This is a genomic window from uncultured Sneathiella sp., assembly GCF_963976355.1.
Lineage (GTDB): Bacteria > Pseudomonadota > Alphaproteobacteria > Sneathiellales > Sneathiellaceae > Sneathiella.
In genome coordinates this window covers 305,221-320,151 of sequence record NZ_CAXBKA010000005.1, presented here as the reverse complement: position 1 = coordinate 320,151, position 14,931 = coordinate 305,221, and the positions used below count along the sequence as shown (strand labels likewise).

Sequence of the window (14,931 nt, the reverse complement as noted above, 5' to 3'; positions counted from 1 at the left end):
TTGTTTTCAATATGTTGACGGACCATAAGAGTATTTTACCCCTTTTTCAAGAGGGCGCGAGGACACCAAACCCGCCCGAGATTCGAAGGTACTTTGACATATCGCCATCTCATCACGCAGCCGGTTTATCCATAAAGGTCGAAAACCTGCCGTCGCTGGCTATCCCTCATTCAAAGCAAGAATTTTAGCAATTTCTCTGTCTCCATATCCAAGCCCGCGCAGCACCTCTTCCGTATGCTGACCGACTTTCCCCGGAGGTGTCGCAACATTCATCGGGCTGTCCTCATTGGCAATAAAAGGTGCCCCGACGAGACGCAATGCCTCATCAAATCCATGGACGTTATCGGCCGTGACCAGAATACCGCGATGTTCAAGTTGCGGGTCTGAAGTCGCCTCACCAAGGGTTCGCACTGCCTGTACGACAACACCGGCCTTGTTCATGATGTCTATCCATTCGGCGGTTGTTTTGGTCCGCATCGCCTCCCCTACCAGTTCGAGACCGGCCTTGAGGTTTGCCTGACGCGCTTCAAACGTCGCAAAACGCGGATCTTCCAGCATGTGAATAAGGCCTGCTGCCTTCAGCATCGCAATATTCTGGTCCGGCGTGATGGTCGCTATAAGGACAATTCCGTCACTTGTCTCGAAGACCCCGGCCGTTGGCTGCCGGGTCGGCGACTCATTGCCGATCAGAGGCGGAATGTTTCCACGCACCATATAGTCCGCCATCTGCGCAGCGGCAATCATTAGGGCGCTGTCATACATTGCAACATCAACATATTGACCCTTGCCGGTCTTTTCCCGCCGATATAGAGCCGATGAAATGGCAAAAGCGGCATTGGCTCCGGTGAACATATCAATCACCATGATACCGATGCGTGTCGGACCTGACTCCTCATGGCCATTCAGTGTAAACAGCCCGGAGGCAGCTTGAATGGCTGAGTCATAGGCCTTATCACCACTTCTCGGACCTACCTGGCCATAACCACTGATGGAGCAATAGACGAGGTCGGACTTTCTCTTTTTCAGCGTCTCGTAATCAATACCGAGCTTTTTGGCGACGCCGGGACGGAAGTTCTCAACCACGACATCTGCATCGTCGATCAGCCGGTAGGCTATTTCACGCCCTTTGTCTGATTTAAGGTCTATGGCCAGACTTTTCTTGCCAAGGTTTACCGTTAAAAAGGCAGGCGAAAGCCGCTTGGCCACCATCTCCGCATCGGTGAGTGTCGTACGAAGCTGGTCCCCTTTGATCGGCGCTTCGATTTTAACGACTTCTGCGCCGAGAAGAGAAAACATCTGTGTGCTGATAGGGCCGGCCAGAACCTGCGTGAAGTCAACGATCTTCAGTCCTTCATAAGCTCTCATTTCGAGCCCCCCTTTGGAACGATCAGCGCATCTACGGCCACCGCTCCTTCCGGCAAAACGATAAAGGGATTCACATCAATCGTCTCGATGGTATCGGCATTCTCGGCCGCGAAGACGGAGAGTTTGGAAAGTGCTTCGGCAAGAGCTTTCAAGTCCGATGCCGGAGCTCCACGAACACCATCGAGCATTGCCCGGCCCTGAATTTCGTCAATCATCCGATAGGCCTCATCCACACCGAAGGGCGCAAGGCGGAAGGTAACATCTTTCAGCACCTCAACAAAAACACCGCCTAGACCAAACATGACCGCCGGACCAAAAACCGGGTCGCAAACGACCCCCATAACGGTTTCCACGCCGCCCGAAACCATTTCCGCAACGATTACACCGTCAATCTTTGCTTCCGGTTTCGCCTTTTTGGCGCGCTCTATGAGAGTCGCGTAGCCCTCCGCCACATCCTGTTCCGAATTCAGCTTCAGCAGAACGCCCCCAATTTCTGTCTTGTGAAGAATATCCGGCGAGGCAATCTTCATGACGATCGCACCACCAATATCCCGCCAGACCTTGACCGCCTCATCCGCTGACTGAACCAGCTCTTCCCGAGTAACGGGGATACCGATACTGCCCAGAATCTTTTTTGCTTCATGCTCGGCAACCGGTTCCGTCGGCGCAGGCAATGCACCACTCGGCAGCTTTGGAGGCGCATCGGGTCGGCCCCGCGCATACACCTCTCCGAAATAGTTGAGCGCTGCCATTGCTCGCACAGTCAGGGAGGGGTCTTCATAGCAAGGTATTTTGAGATCTTCGTAGGGCGAGACGACTTCTTTCGGACCAATCAGACTCATCATCAAAACTTCGTCAGGATAGTCGTGACGAACATTGGTAAAAATCTGCAAACAGGCATCCCGCGTGAAAGGTGACGCCGGAACGCCCGCGAGATAGACAATATGGCTGTCGAAATCCGCTTCCTCAATCGTCATCCGGATATTGGTTTCCATCAGCTTCGGATCATTCAGCGCCTGCGCCGTGAAATCCACCGGATTATTGACTCCGGCGAAAGGTATAATTTCCTTCAGCTTTTTCTGCGTCGCAGCAGGTAATGGCGTGACTTCCAACCCGTATTTGACGGATGCATCCGCCATCTGAACGCCAACACCGCCGGAAATGGTCTGCAGATCGATCTTGCGGCCTTTTGGATATTTTCCGAACTGACAGGCATAGGCTATATCGACAAATTCCTCGGTCGTTTCCGCACGATATACGCCGTACTGTTTGAAAAGCGCATCATAAACGGCGTCCGCCCCGGCGAGTGACGCGGTATGCGACGCCGCCGCCGCCGCTCCCGCCTCGGTCTTGCCAACCTTCATGAAGATCACAGGTTTCTGCGCATCCCGCGCCTTCTCAAGAGCGCTACACACACGATCAGCATTTTTCATTCCCTCCGCATAGGCAAGAATGACCTTCACTTCCGGATTCTGGGCGTAATACTCGATTACTTCCGCCACATCGACATCAGATTCATTGCCTGTCGTCACCCAGTAGTTCGCGCCAACCCCACGAAGCTGGGAAACCGTAAAGACATGCGCCCCGTAGGCCCCGCTCTGACTGACAATTCCAATCGGACCAGGCGGCAGCAGCAAAGCTCCTGGGGCATTACTGAAGGTCCCATACCATCCTGCACTGATATTGAAGACACCAAGGCAGTTGGGGCCGACAATCCGCATGCCACTTGTCCGGGCGATCTCAGAAATTTCGCGCTGCGCCTGCGCGCCTTCCTCACTCTGTTCCGCAAAACCAGAGGTAAACATAACCGCACTTTTCACGCCATGATCGGCGCAATCCCTCAGCGTCTGAACAGCCACCTTCGCGGAAACGGCAATAATCGCACAATCCACATCCTTCGGAACATCCTGAATTCTGGCGTAAGCAGGCAAATCCTGAATGGTGTCGTAGTTTGGATTTACGGGGTAAATTTCACCTTTATAGCCCGCCGTTTTCATGGCGTGAATGGGTCGGCCACCGATACGCGACGGTGTGTTCGATGCGCCAATAACAGCAACAGATTTAGGCCGGAGCATAGGCTCAAGTGGATGGGTCATCTTGTTTCCTTATTATTCCTTCGTTATAAGTTTAATTAGTTAAGCCCTTCGGCCAATTGAGCCGGAACCTTGATGGGCAGAGCCAAAAGCTGCTGCGCATAAGTCTTCGCAAGATTATCAAGATGCAGCGTGGACGTCCCACCACCACCAAGGCAGTCCGTCAGCAGAAAATTCACGGCATTCATTCCCGGCAAATCGAACCGCATGACCTCGCCCTCGACAACATGGCCAAAATAGTTCCTGACCGCCTCCTCCGTTGCGCTCTTCTTGATCCATGGTAGGTAATCCGCTTTGCGGGCGATAATGCCGACATTTGCGTTATTGCCCTTGTCCCCGCTTCGTCCCGCGGCGAGCTTGATCAAAGGCACTTCAACTATCGTGTCGGGCGCCCTGTCGGATACTGCATCCTGCGGCGCATGTGCAGGTGTCGGCATGGCTGAAAATTCCGCTGGAACCGGATTTTTATATTTAACCGGTTTATTGTTGATGTACACTTTTGGATCAATACGCGCTTTATCTATCTGAAAAGCGAACTGAGTGACAACCGGCGTGATCTTAGGCCGCCCCGCAGAACCGGCAGAGCAACGCCCGGTTGTCATGGAAAGGCCAACGCCCGTTGTTTCCTTGGAGAACAGATCGATCGCCGCGCGCTCATCATGACGCACGTCAATCTGCGTAACGATTTCCTTTGAAGCGGCGGCGGCTTCCTCTGCATTCTGACCCCACAATGTCTGAGACCCGATAATATGTACGGCCGTATCCCGATAGTCCCCCAGATTTCGCTCCACGAAAAGCCGCCTTGTACGCTTGATCAGGGCATCCGCAAATGCGCGCCCTTTCTCGACAGCGTCAAAGCCCGTAATCACCGTTGAGGCGGTTGCGCGAAAGCCGTCCTTGTAGGTGCCGGAGACTTTATAGCTGGAGGTCGGCGGCCGACCTTTTACATTCGCCACTTCCAGCCAGTCCTTCTTCGTTTCCGTCAGGGTCGCGTTGGAAAAATCGCAAATCACGTCTGGCATGATATATGCCGAAGGATCACCGATTTCGTACAGGATCTGCTCCCCAACTGTCAGGCGAGAGACAAGTCCGCCGGTCCCGTCGGGTTTTGTGATCGCGAATGTTCCGTCTTCCCGGCATACGGCAATGGGGTAGCCCATGTCATCCCAGCCACCCACGACATCCTGCCAATCCGTGAAGTTACCCCCGGTCGCCTGCGCACCGCATTCAAGAATATGTCCGGCCAATGTCCCGGCCGCGAGTTTATCATAATCATCAACAGTCCAGCCGAACTCATGGATCAATGGACCTAGTGTCACGGCGCTGTCGACGCAGCGGCCGGTGATGACAACATCAGCCCCGTTATCCAGCGCGGCAGCAATTGGAAAGGCACCAAGATAGGCATTAGCGCTGATCATTCCTTCGGGCATCTCCGCGCCTGAAAACATTTCCGTGACACCTTCACGTCGCAGAGTATCAATCTCATCCGCTAGATTATCGCCATCAACCGTTCCGATCTTGAGATCGACCCCCGCTTCATTGGCCACCTTCTCAAGCGCCGCAGCGCAGGCCGCTACATTGACTCCGCCCGCGTTCGCGACAACCTTGATCCCGCGCGATTTGATCTCATGCAGAAGTGGCTTCATCGCGAGGTCCACAAAGTCACGGGCATAGCCCTGATCGGGAGATTTTTCTTTCGCGCGCACCAGAATGGACATCGTGACTTCCGCGAGATAATCGAACACGAGATAGTCAAGATCCCCTTTCATCACTAGCTGTCTTGGAGCTTCCTGAGAGTCACCCCAATAACCCGAGGCCCCACCGATGCGGATATTTTTTGCCTGTGTCATGAGCGTCACCCTTTCACATCATCACCGGCAACTTGCCAGGCAGGTTTCCGTTTTTCGGCGAACGCCGACTGCCCTTCCTTGCCTTCCGTGCCGCGATTGAGTTCAGAGAATTTCCTGGCGGAAAAACGGATCATCTCTTCGTCGGGCAATGACCCCACCTTCAGCATGATCGCCTTGGTCGCCGCATTTGCCATCGGACCACATTTAAGTACCCGCGCAACAACCTCTTCCAGCATATGGTCAATCTCATTGTCTGCCGCGAGATATTGCGCAATACCATATTCAAATGCCTTCGCGCCATCGAACCGCTCGGCGGTGAGCGCAAGCTGACGCGCCCGCGTAAACCCGATCCGCTTGACCACATAAGGGGCAATCTGCGCCGGCGCGACCCCCAGCGTCGTTTCCGGCATTCCCATTCGAGCGCCTTCGGCAACAATTGTAATGTCTGCCAGACAGGCATAGCCCATGCCGCCGCCGAATGCCGATCCTTCGACAACCGCAATGGTCGTTTGCGGAAGGTTCTCAAATTTCAGGAATGCCAATCCCGCGGACTGGTTCCGCTCCATGATCGGGTCTCTGTCTGCAGTGACCACGTCCTCCGCCATATTGCGGCGTTCCTTGATATCACCGCCAGCACAGAAATGCCCGCCGGCCCCGCGCAAAACGACGACCCTGACATCCGGCGTATTCTCAAGCCAATCGACAACTGATGCAAACTCCGCGCCCATCTTGCTGTTGATCGCGTTCCGCTGATCAGGGCGGTTAAACGTCAAGTTAAGACGCGGACCTAAAACATCGAGCTTCAAGAACTCACAATCCGGTAGTTTATGCATCTTCTTTTTCTTTCTTATTTTTGCATCACCTGCGCGAATTTATTCGGTCAGGTATCTTTTAAGCATATCCTTAAACTGATCGATGTGCAGTGAAACTTTTTCCCAATCTCCCGAAATCATTTTTGTCAGCGCCAAGCCCCGCAATGTTATCATCAACATTCGGCGCCAAGACTGGATTTCTTCCCTGTTGCGCCCACTATCGGCAAAAACAGCCTGCCAGACAATAGCTCTTTTTTTGTCAACTTCCGCCAGTGCGCTCGTTATCGCCGATTCAAACTCCGCATCCTGCCGACCGCGCATCGCTATTTCGATAAAAGCCGTATAATTGGTGCCGCCAAAACCCTGCCAGTAGTTATCGACGATGCGGTCAATTCGCTCCTCTAATGGCAGGCGCACGAGAGCCTCCGCATCCAGGTGATGGCTGAGCCGCTCGGCAATTTCAAATATGCTTTCAACCAGAAGCGCTTTCGGGTTTTCGAAATGATATTGAATGGCGCCACGTGTCAAACCGGCTTCCCGCGCGACCTCCTCCATAGTGAGTTGTCCAGCGCCCTTTTCATTGAGCAGCTTGATTGTTGCATCCACCAGGCGCGCCCGGGTTTCCGCCCGACGCTCTTCCTGACTTCGGCGCCCTTCGCCCTTTTCCATATGCACTTCAGTCAAAAAAAATCTTCCTGCCCACCCACAAAAGAACTTCTTGAGCAGTCAAGCAATTTACTGTTTGTAACATTCATTCATGAATGTTAGTTTTATAACATACAAAACGCAATCCCAAAAAAGGGTCGGCAGATCAAATTAATATTCTGCGGAATAAGAAAGTTACATAACAATGCAATTCACCCAGGAACACCGGGAGCTTACCGAAAGTCTGAAGAAATTCATTGAGGCTGAAATCAACCCTCATGTCGATGAATGGGAAGAGGCAGAGCAATTCCCCGCCCATGAACTTTTCAAGAAGATGGGAGATATGGGGTTTTTGGGTATCAGCAAGCCCGTTGAATTCGGCGGGAGCGGACTCGATTATTCATATGAGGCCGTCTCCTCCGAAGCATTGGGATATATTGCCTGTGGTGGTGTCGCCATGGCCATCGGTGTGCAGACCAATATGTCGACCCCGGCCCTCGCCCGTTACGGGTCGGATGAACTTCGTCGGAATTATCTCGCCCCCGCCATTGCCGGAGACATGGTCGGCTGTGTCGGTGTGACCGAGGCCGCTGCCGGATCTGATGTGGCCAGCCTGAAGACAACAGCGAGAAAAGACGGCGATGACTATGTGATTAATGGATCGAAAATGTACATCACCAACGGCCTTCAGGCCGACTGGATATGCCTTCTCGCGAACACGGGGGGCGGACCGGTCCATAAGAACAAGACCCTGATCATTGTCCCGATGGACAGCCCCGGCATTACCAAACACAAAATCCGCAAAATCGGCATGATGTCGTCAGATACGGCGCAATTATTTTTTGATGATGTCCGCGTTCCCCAGAAAAACCGCATCGGCGAGGAAGGCCGGGGCTTCATCTACCAGATGCAGCAATTTCAGGAAGAACGCCTTTTCGCAGCTGCACGCGGCCCCCGCGTCATGGAAGAGGCGATCAACGAGACGATTGAATATACCCGCGAGCGCAAGGCCTTCGGCAAGTCCATCCTGGACAATCAGGTCGTCAATTACCGGCTGGCAGAACTTCAAACGGAGGTAGAAGCCCTGCGCGCCCTCACCTATCACGCAGTAGAGCGCTATGTATCCGGAGAGGATGTAACCAAACTCGCGTCGATGGCAAAGCTGAAAGTCGGTCGACTACAGCGGGAGGTCATGGATAGCTGCCTGCAGTACTGGGGAGGACAGGGATATATGTGGGAATCTTCCATTTCCCGCAAATTCCGGGATTTCCGTCTTACATCAATTGGCGGTGGCGCCGACGAAATCATGCTGAAGGTCATCACAAAACTGATGGGGATTTCGCCGGACTAGACTGTCGGCAAAGCATTGCACAACGAAAATGTCTAAACCGCAGCAGCCAGATAACTTGCCTGATTGATCGCGCGCTTGGCGTCAAGCTCCATGGCCTCATAAGCACCACCAACAAGCTCTGCGTCGACTCCTCTTTCGATCAATTCGTCATAAAGGGTTCGCAAAGGAAGCTGGCCCGCGCAAACGATGATGGTGTCCACATCCAGAATTTCATACTGATCACTGATTCGGAGATGCAAGCCGTCGTCATCGACTTTCAGATACTCAACGCCGTTGATCATCTTGACGCCACGGCGTGCAAGAGAAATACGATGGGTCCAGCCGGTCGTCTTTCCAAGGCCCCGTCCGACCGGAGAGGTCTTTCGCTGTAATAACGTCACGTCCCGATCCGCCCTCGCAACCACAGGCTCCACACCCGTAACGCCGCCACGCGGATGATTTTCAAAATCAATACCCCATTCCCGGGCGAAGATATCAACATCAAGAGCCGCAGATTTTCCGGCATGCATTATATTCTCAGCGACATCGAAACCGATACCACCCGCCCCCATGATGGCCACCGTCTTTCCGACAGGCTTCACGCCGGTGATAGCATCGATATAGCTGATGACTTTAGGATGGGTAATACCTTCAACATCCGGGATACGCGGCGAAATACCGGTCGCGACAATGACTTTGTCATACCCCGCCCGCTCCAGCATATCCGTGGTCGCCTTGGTATTGAGATGCAGCTCTATTCCCCGCTTTTCGATCATCTTGTTGAAATAGCGAATAGTCTCATAAAACTCTTCCTTGCCGGGGATACGTTTCGCCAGGTTAAACTGGCCGCCGATCTCCGGTGCCGCATCATAGATTGTGACGCTGTGACCGCGCCTGGCCGCAACCTCCGCATAAGCCAGTCCCGCCGGTCCCGCGCCGACAACTGCAATCTTCTTCTGCGCTTCCGTCGGCTCGTAATTCAGGATTGTTTCATGGCAGGCACGCGGGTTAACAAGACAGCTCACCTCCATTCCATTGAATGTATGATCCAGGCAAGCCTGATTACAGGCGATACAGGTATTAATTTCATCTTCCCGGCCCTCGAAGGCCTTGTTGACGAGGTCTGCATCTGCCAGCATCGGCCGAGCCATGGAGACAATATCAGCGTCTCCCCGCCGCAAGACTTCCTCCGCCACTTCCGGCATATTGATGCGGTTGCTCGTGATCATCGGGATATTGAGCTCCTTGCGAAGCCGTCCCGTCACCTGGGTAAAGGCAGCGCGCGGCACCATGGTGGCAATTGTCGGCACCGCAGCCTCATGCCAGGTGAAATGCGTGCTGATAATATTGACACCGACGTTTTCAATCTTCTTGGCAAGCTCGATAATTTCATCGCGTGACATGCCACCCTGCAACATGTCCATAGCCGCTATACGAAATATGAGGATAAAATTCGGGCCCACGGCCTCCCGTATCCGGCGCATGACCTCAACCGGGAACCGCATCCGGTTTTCGTAGGAGCCGCCCCATTTATCAGTTCGCTGGTTCGTCTTCTCGACAAGAAAGGTGCTGAGCAGATACCCGGCGGAACCAATCATCTCCACGCCGTCATAGCCTGCTTTCTGCGCACAAACGGCGCAATTCACCATGTCCGCTATCTGTTTTTCTATTCCGGCTTCGTCCAGTTCACGCGGCGTTTTACTGGCAATACGCGAGCGGATAGCCGATGGTGCAACGGGACTGTCATTGCGGGCAAGCGGCCCCATATGAAGGATTTGCATGCATATTTTTGTCTCCGGGTCCGCCGCATGCACGGCATCCGTCACCAACCGATGCTGCTCCACCTCTTCCGCGTTGGAGAGCTTTGCGCCCATCCCGCCTTCCGCATTTGGTGCAATGCCGCCCGTAATAATCATCCCGACGCCGCCGCGGGCGCGCTCCGCGAAATAGGCCGCCATGCGCTCAAAACCGTTTTCGATTTCTTCAAGGCCCGTGTGCATGGACCCCATGAGCGCGCGGTTCTTGATTTTTGTAAAGCCAAGATCAAGAGGGGAGAAAAGGATCGGATATTTGTTATGTACAGCCATATCAATTTTCTCTCATCATGTGCCAATCAAGGATGACGGGTTCCCGGAGCTGGTGGATTACGGGCAGGACCTGCGAAGCATTGGGCGACGGACATCCACCGCGTTGCGATATCTCCCTCAACCTTCAAATTCGTATCGGCGATATTGCGTGTCTGGGTCACAACCTGGCAGAATTCAGCCGCCTCCCCCTCAATCATATCATCCGCATTATCGGCATTCCATTCCCAGATTGCGCCCGAGGGTGCGGTCAACCGCACATGAGGAACCCTCTCCGGTATTTCCTCTTCCCGGTTTTTAAAGGTCCAGCCGAAGGTATTCATGCCCATAACAGCAATGCTTTTGATATTATCCTGCTCGACACGTTCAACGCCCAGCAGGTCATATATTTCCTGCGCATGGGACCAGGTTTCCATCAGCCTCGCCGAAATGCTGGACCGCGCGCTCATGCTAGGTCCGACCCATTGAAGACGCTGTTTTGGATCCGCCGCATAGAAACGGTCCGCCATTGCCATATAATAGTCCCGCCAGGCATCCCGGAGCTTGATTCCCTTGAGCCCGTCCAGCATTTCATCTGTTGCAACCACCAGGGAGCCGGATTTTTCCTGAAGACCTTTCAGTTTTCCGTAAACCCTCTTGAATTCCTCTTCATCCGATAGAGTCAAGTCTGCCACATAGTTAAAGAAATGCAGATGCTGCATGACATCATTTACGGTCCAGTCCCGGAATAGGGTCACCCGGCCATAATCCTTTTCGCCCAACGGAGTAATGAGCTCATAAAGCGCTTCGCTTACGTCCCTGAAATCATAGGCTTCCTTTAACATAAGCTCCCTCCCCTAACAAATTGGTCTTATTCTGCCGCCTCGGCGGTTTCAATCTCGAACAGTAAATCGCCGACCGATACCTGATTTGCCGCTGAGGCCACGACCTCTTCTACAACTCCGGCAACCTCCGCCAGGATATCATGCTGCATTTTCATCGCTTCCAGCACAGCAAGGCGCGTTCCGACCTTTACCGTATCCCCGGCCTTCACGAACACTTCCAGCAACGTGCCGTGCATCGGGGCGGTTACATGGCCGCTACCGGCGGCCACGGCGGCAGATTTGGGAAAGGCGAGACTATTAACGAACCGGAGAGTCCGGCCATCGTCAGTCAGTTCCACCACACCTGCCGACGGCGTATTGTAGTGAAGGCGCTTGCGTTTGCCATCCACCGTCAGCTGCGCGCGGTTCTCACTGCGGCCCATAACCTCAACTTTTAACGTTGTGGCATCGACCATAACCTCGTAGCTGCCACCACGAAGCGGGGATACGGTCACGTCATTCTCAGCATTGCCCGATGCGAACATATAGCGAGTGAGCAGGGCGCCGCCGCTTGACCAGTCCATAAGCTGATCACTTGTAAAAACGGCGGTAGCTTTCGCCTGATCCCGCTCGACCTGATACAGCAGGACAGCCGCCATCGCCATCTCGGCAGTATCCGGCGATTTCGCCGCCAAACGTGCCGCATCAAACAATTCGCCGATGAAGGCGGTTGTGGCGTCTCCTTTTGCGAATTTCTCCTCGGCCAAAATATCGATCAGGAACCCGCGGTTTGTGGTCAGGCCGAAAATTACAGTGCCCTTGAGTGCTTCTATCAAACGGTGCCTTGCCGCCTCCCGACTTTCGCCATAGGCAATGACCTTGGCAATCATCGGATCATAAAACGGAGAAATTTCCTGTCCGGCATCAATGCCGCTATCGAAGCGAATACCGTCGCCAGCCGCTGGCTCCCATGCCTCAATCCGTCCCGTGCAAGGAAGGAAATCCTGTGTCGTGTCTTCCGCATACAGCCGCACTTCAATGGCATGGCCCGCAAGCACTATGTCGGACTGGTCCAGCCCGAGCGGCATTCCCTCCGCTACCTGTATCTGCAATGATACCAGATCGAGCCCTGTCACCAGTTCCGTTACCGGATGTTCGACCTGGAGACGGGTATTCATTTCCAGAAAATAAAAATCACCGGAGGCATCCAAGAGGAATTCAACCGTACCGGCGCCGCGATAATTGATGCTGCGCGCGGCCTCCACCGCAGCCATCCCCATCTTCTCGCGAAGTTCCGGCGTCATGACGGGGCAAGGGGCTTCTTCCACGACTTTTTGATGCCGCCGCTGAACCGAGCAATCCCGCTCTCCCAGATGAATGACGTTTCCGTGCGTATCGGCGAACACCTGAACTTCGACATGCCGTGGTTCGACAATCGCCCTTTCCAGGATCAGTTCATCTGATCCAAAAGCGTTTAGGGCTTCAGAGCGCGCCGAATTGAGCGCTGCAGAGAGCTGCGCCTCTTTATGTACAAGGCGCATGCCGCGCCCACCGCCGCCCGCCGCCGCTTTTACCATGATCGGAAAGCCAATATCCTTGGCGGCTTCTGTCAACACATCATCAGACTGATCCGCGTCCTCATAACCCGGAACGCACGGCACCTCGGCGGCGATCATCCGTCTTTTGGCCGCCGCCTTGTTTCCCATCAGATCAATGGCTTCGGCAGTCGGACCGATAAAGACAATTCCTGCATCCTCACAGGCGCGGGCGAATTCCGCATTCTCGGAGAGAAAGCCATATCCCGGATGAATTGCTTCCGCGCCCGCTTCTTTCGCCGCAGCAAGAATTTTAGTGCCATCCAGATAGGATTGCTGCACTGGCGCCGGTCCGATCAACACCGCTTCATCCGCCGTGCGAACATGGAGTGCGCCTGCGTCCGCTTCTGAGTAGACTGCTATCGTGCGATAACCCAGACTCCCGGCCGTTTTCATGACCCGGACGGCAATTTCGCCCCGATTGGCAACCAATATGCTGTTAAATTTTCTCATGACGACCGGACCCGACTATTTTCATTTTCTTTTTTTTTCATGGATCACCGCAATTAAAACCGGCCTACGCCGAAGCTGTTCGGCTGCAAGGTCCGATGCCGGGCCTCCCAACAGGTTTGCAGGGCAAAGCCGATCACCTTGCGACTGTCACGCGGATCAATAACCCCCTGATCGAGAAGCCGTCCAGAAGTGTAGAATGCGTCTGCCTGACCGTCGAAATGGTCAATCAGGCGTTTTTTCTGCGCGGCCAGCGCGTCTTCATCAACCGGCACTCCCTTTCGCTCGGCACCGCTACGCGCCACCTGATCCATGGTGAGCGCCGCCTGCTCACCGCCCATCACGCCCGTCTTGGCATTGGGCCAGGCAAACAGGAAGTCCGGCTCATAGGCAAGACCCGCCATACCATAGTTACCAGCCCCGAAACTCGCGCCAATGTAAAGGGTGATTTTCGGCACCCGGACATTTGAGACGGCCTGGATCATCTTCGACCCATGCTTAATCATGCCCTTATGTTCATACTCTTTACCGACCATATAGCCGGTAATGTTGTTAAGAAATATGAGTGGGATATCGGCCTGATCACAAAGCTGGAAGAATTGCCCGCCTTTCGCAGCGCCATCCGGATCGATCGGCCCGTTATTGCCCACGATACCACACGCCTGCCCATAAATTTCCGCCTGCAGGCAAACAAGAGTGGAACCATAGCGCGGCTTGAAATCCTCAAAATCGGAGCCATCAACTAGGCGGGCAACGACTTCGCGCACATCATAGGGCTTTCTGTAATCGACCGGAACGGCACCGGCGATTTCCTCCGGATTATACATCGGCTCCTTGAAAGATTTTATCGCAGGACGCGGGCATTTGTCGTTCCATCCCAGCCGTCCGATAATATCCCGTGCAATCAGGAGGCCATGTGCGTCGTCTTCGGCAAGATATTCGACCAGGCCCGTGGTCGTTGCATGCATTTCCGACCCGGCAAGTTCCTCATCATCCGAGATTTCTCCCGTCGCCGCGCGCACCAGGGCCGCACCGCCGAGGGAGGCCCGTCCGCGCCCCTTAATCCCGATCACATAATCACTCATTCCCGGCATATAGGCACCGCCTGCCGTGGAGGGCCCATGCAGCACGACAAATGTCGGAATACCCGCCGCACTCAGCTTTGCCAGCCTTTGAAAGGTACCGCCCCCATGCGCCCAGGATTCGACCTGATATTTAAGGAGGTTCGCCCCCGCACTCTCGACCAGATGTACGAAAGGGAGTTTCTTCTCAAGCGCAATATCCTGAATTCTTCGAATTTTCTCGCCTGTCTTCTGCGTCATCGCGCCCGCATTGATACCGCTGTCACTTGCACAGATCATACAACGGACACCATTGATAAAGCCGATACCAGTCAGCGAGCTGGCGCCCGGAATACTTTTTTCCCGGTCCGTCGTATCGACGCAATAATTGGCAAGACCAAACAGTTCCAGAAACGGCATTCCCGGATCCAGCAACCGAACCAGGCGCTCGCGCGGTGTCAATTGCCCCCGCTCATCAAACCGGTCGCGGCGACGTTCCGACAGCTGTTTCGCGCGATCTTTCAGCCCGTGAAGCTGGTCAACAAGTGCCAGCATATCCTGCCGGTTAGCCGCATAGCTCTCGGACGAGGTCGCTATCTTCGAAGTGAAAGTGGCCATTCGGGACCCCCGATTTTATTTTTTTCTTTAATTGATAGCATAGGAGCGTTCACCGCGTTAAGTAAAAAAGACAGCTGAGGCAAGGCCGGGCTGAATTAACTGGCAATCACCGGACAGTCGATTTACACTGTCCTCCGCTACCTGCATAAGGTGGTGCGGGAATGATAGATATCCGTTCCCGCAAAAATACTTGTGACACATAAGAAAAAATAAAAAGGAGCCTGT

Annotated in this window: 10 protein-coding genes; 1 reads left to right on the top strand and 9 read right to left on the bottom strand. The window is 54.1% G+C overall.

Going from position 1 to position 14,931, the window contains the following annotated elements; translation table 11 throughout:
* Positions 1 to 159: 159 nt before the first annotated feature.
* The 5 genes from AAC599_RS13760 to AAC599_RS13740 are packed head-to-tail and all read right to left on the bottom strand — an operon-like array spanning position 160 to position 6,795.
* On the bottom strand, positions 160 to 1,365 hold the full coding sequence (locus AAC599_RS13760) for a CoA transferase (RefSeq protein ID WP_340150973.1): 1,206 nt from the start codon (positions 1,363 to 1,365) through the stop codon (positions 160 to 162).
* Positions 1,362 to 3,461, bottom strand: a complete 2,100-nt coding sequence (locus AAC599_RS13755; RefSeq protein ID WP_340150972.1) for an acetate--CoA ligase family protein — start codon at positions 3,459 to 3,461, stop codon at positions 1,362 to 1,364. Before AAC599_RS13755 ends, AAC599_RS13760 begins: the two co-directional genes overlap by 4 nt.
* 35 nt (positions 3,462 to 3,496) lie before the next feature.
* Positions 3,497 to 5,308: an acyclic terpene utilization AtuA family protein gene (locus tag AAC599_RS13750; RefSeq protein WP_340150971.1), complete on the bottom strand. Its 1,812-nt coding sequence runs from the start codon at positions 5,306 to 5,308 to the stop codon at positions 3,497 to 3,499.
* 5 nt (positions 5,309 to 5,313) lie between these two features.
* Positions 5,314 to 6,141: an enoyl-CoA hydratase-related protein gene (locus AAC599_RS13745; RefSeq protein WP_340150970.1), complete on the bottom strand. Its 828-nt coding sequence runs from the start codon at positions 6,139 to 6,141 to the stop codon at positions 5,314 to 5,316.
* A gap of 39 nt (positions 6,142 to 6,180) precedes the next feature.
* Positions 6,181 to 6,795: a TetR/AcrR family transcriptional regulator gene (locus AAC599_RS13740; protein ID WP_340151013.1), complete on the bottom strand. Its 615-nt coding sequence runs from the start codon at positions 6,793 to 6,795 to the stop codon at positions 6,181 to 6,183.
* A gap of 175 nt (positions 6,796 to 6,970) precedes the next feature.
* On the opposite strand from AAC599_RS13740, the gene AAC599_RS13735 reads away from it, so the two are divergent.
* Positions 6,971 to 8,116, top strand: a complete 1,146-nt coding sequence (locus AAC599_RS13735) for an acyl-CoA dehydrogenase family protein (protein ID WP_340150969.1) — start codon at positions 6,971 to 6,973, stop codon at positions 8,114 to 8,116.
* A gap of 32 nt (positions 8,117 to 8,148) precedes the next feature.
* On the opposite strand, the gene AAC599_RS13730 is transcribed toward AAC599_RS13735, so the two are convergent.
* The 4 genes from AAC599_RS13730 to AAC599_RS13715 are packed head-to-tail and all read right to left on the bottom strand — an operon-like array spanning position 8,149 to position 14,706.
* Positions 8,149 to 10,182, bottom strand: coding sequence for an NADPH-dependent 2,4-dienoyl-CoA reductase (locus AAC599_RS13730; RefSeq protein WP_340150968.1), 2,034 nt, complete (start codon positions 10,180 to 10,182; stop codon positions 8,149 to 8,151).
* A 26-nt stretch (positions 10,183 to 10,208) separates the two neighbouring features.
* The gene (locus AAC599_RS13725) at positions 10,209 to 11,003 is read right to left on the bottom strand and encodes a TIGR03084 family metal-binding protein (protein ID WP_340150967.1); all 795 of its coding nucleotides are present in this window, start codon (positions 11,001 to 11,003) and stop codon (positions 10,209 to 10,211) included.
* Positions 11,004 to 11,029: 26 nt separating this feature from the next.
* The gene (locus AAC599_RS13720; protein ID WP_340150966.1) at positions 11,030 to 13,030 is read right to left on the bottom strand and encodes an acetyl-CoA carboxylase biotin carboxylase subunit; all 2,001 of its coding nucleotides are present in this window, start codon (positions 13,028 to 13,030) and stop codon (positions 11,030 to 11,032) included.
* Positions 13,031 to 13,083: 53 nt separating this feature from the next.
* Positions 13,084 to 14,706, bottom strand: coding sequence for a carboxyl transferase domain-containing protein (locus AAC599_RS13715; RefSeq protein ID WP_340150965.1), 1,623 nt, complete (start codon positions 14,704 to 14,706; stop codon positions 13,084 to 13,086).
* Positions 14,707 to 14,931: the final 225 nt, after the last annotated feature.

What these genes read in the sequence shown, in the direction of transcription:
- AAC599_RS13760 (WP_340150973.1), bottom strand. Translation starts at nt 1,365, where the DNA reads ATGAGAGCTTATGAAGGACTGAAGATCGTTGACTTCACGCAGGTTCTG.
- AAC599_RS13730 (WP_340150968.1), bottom strand. Translation starts at nt 10,182, where the DNA reads ATGGCTGTACATAACAAATATCCGATCCTTTTCTCCCCTCTTGATCTT.
- AAC599_RS13750 (WP_340150971.1), bottom strand. Translation starts at nt 5,308, where the DNA reads ATGACACAGGCAAAAAATATCCGCATCGGTGGGGCCTCGGGTTATTGG.
- AAC599_RS13745 (WP_340150970.1), bottom strand. Translation starts at nt 6,141, where the DNA reads ATGCATAAACTACCGGATTGTGAGTTCTTGAAGCTCGATGTTTTAGGT.
- AAC599_RS13715 (WP_340150965.1), bottom strand. Translation starts at nt 14,706, where the DNA reads ATGGCCACTTTCACTTCGAAGATAGCGACCTCGTCCGAGAGCTATGCG.
- AAC599_RS13725 (WP_340150967.1), bottom strand. Translation starts at nt 11,003, where the DNA reads ATGTTAAAGGAAGCCTATGATTTCAGGGACGTAAGCGAAGCGCTTTAT.
- AAC599_RS13755 (WP_340150972.1), bottom strand. Translation starts at nt 3,461, where the DNA reads ATGACCCATCCACTTGAGCCTATGCTCCGGCCTAAATCTGTTGCTGTT.
- AAC599_RS13735 (WP_340150969.1), top strand. Translation starts at nt 6,971, where the DNA reads ATGCAATTCACCCAGGAACACCGGGAGCTTACCGAAAGTCTGAAGAAA.
- AAC599_RS13720 (WP_340150966.1), bottom strand. Translation starts at nt 13,030, where the DNA reads ATGAGAAAATTTAACAGCATATTGGTTGCCAATCGGGGCGAAATTGCC.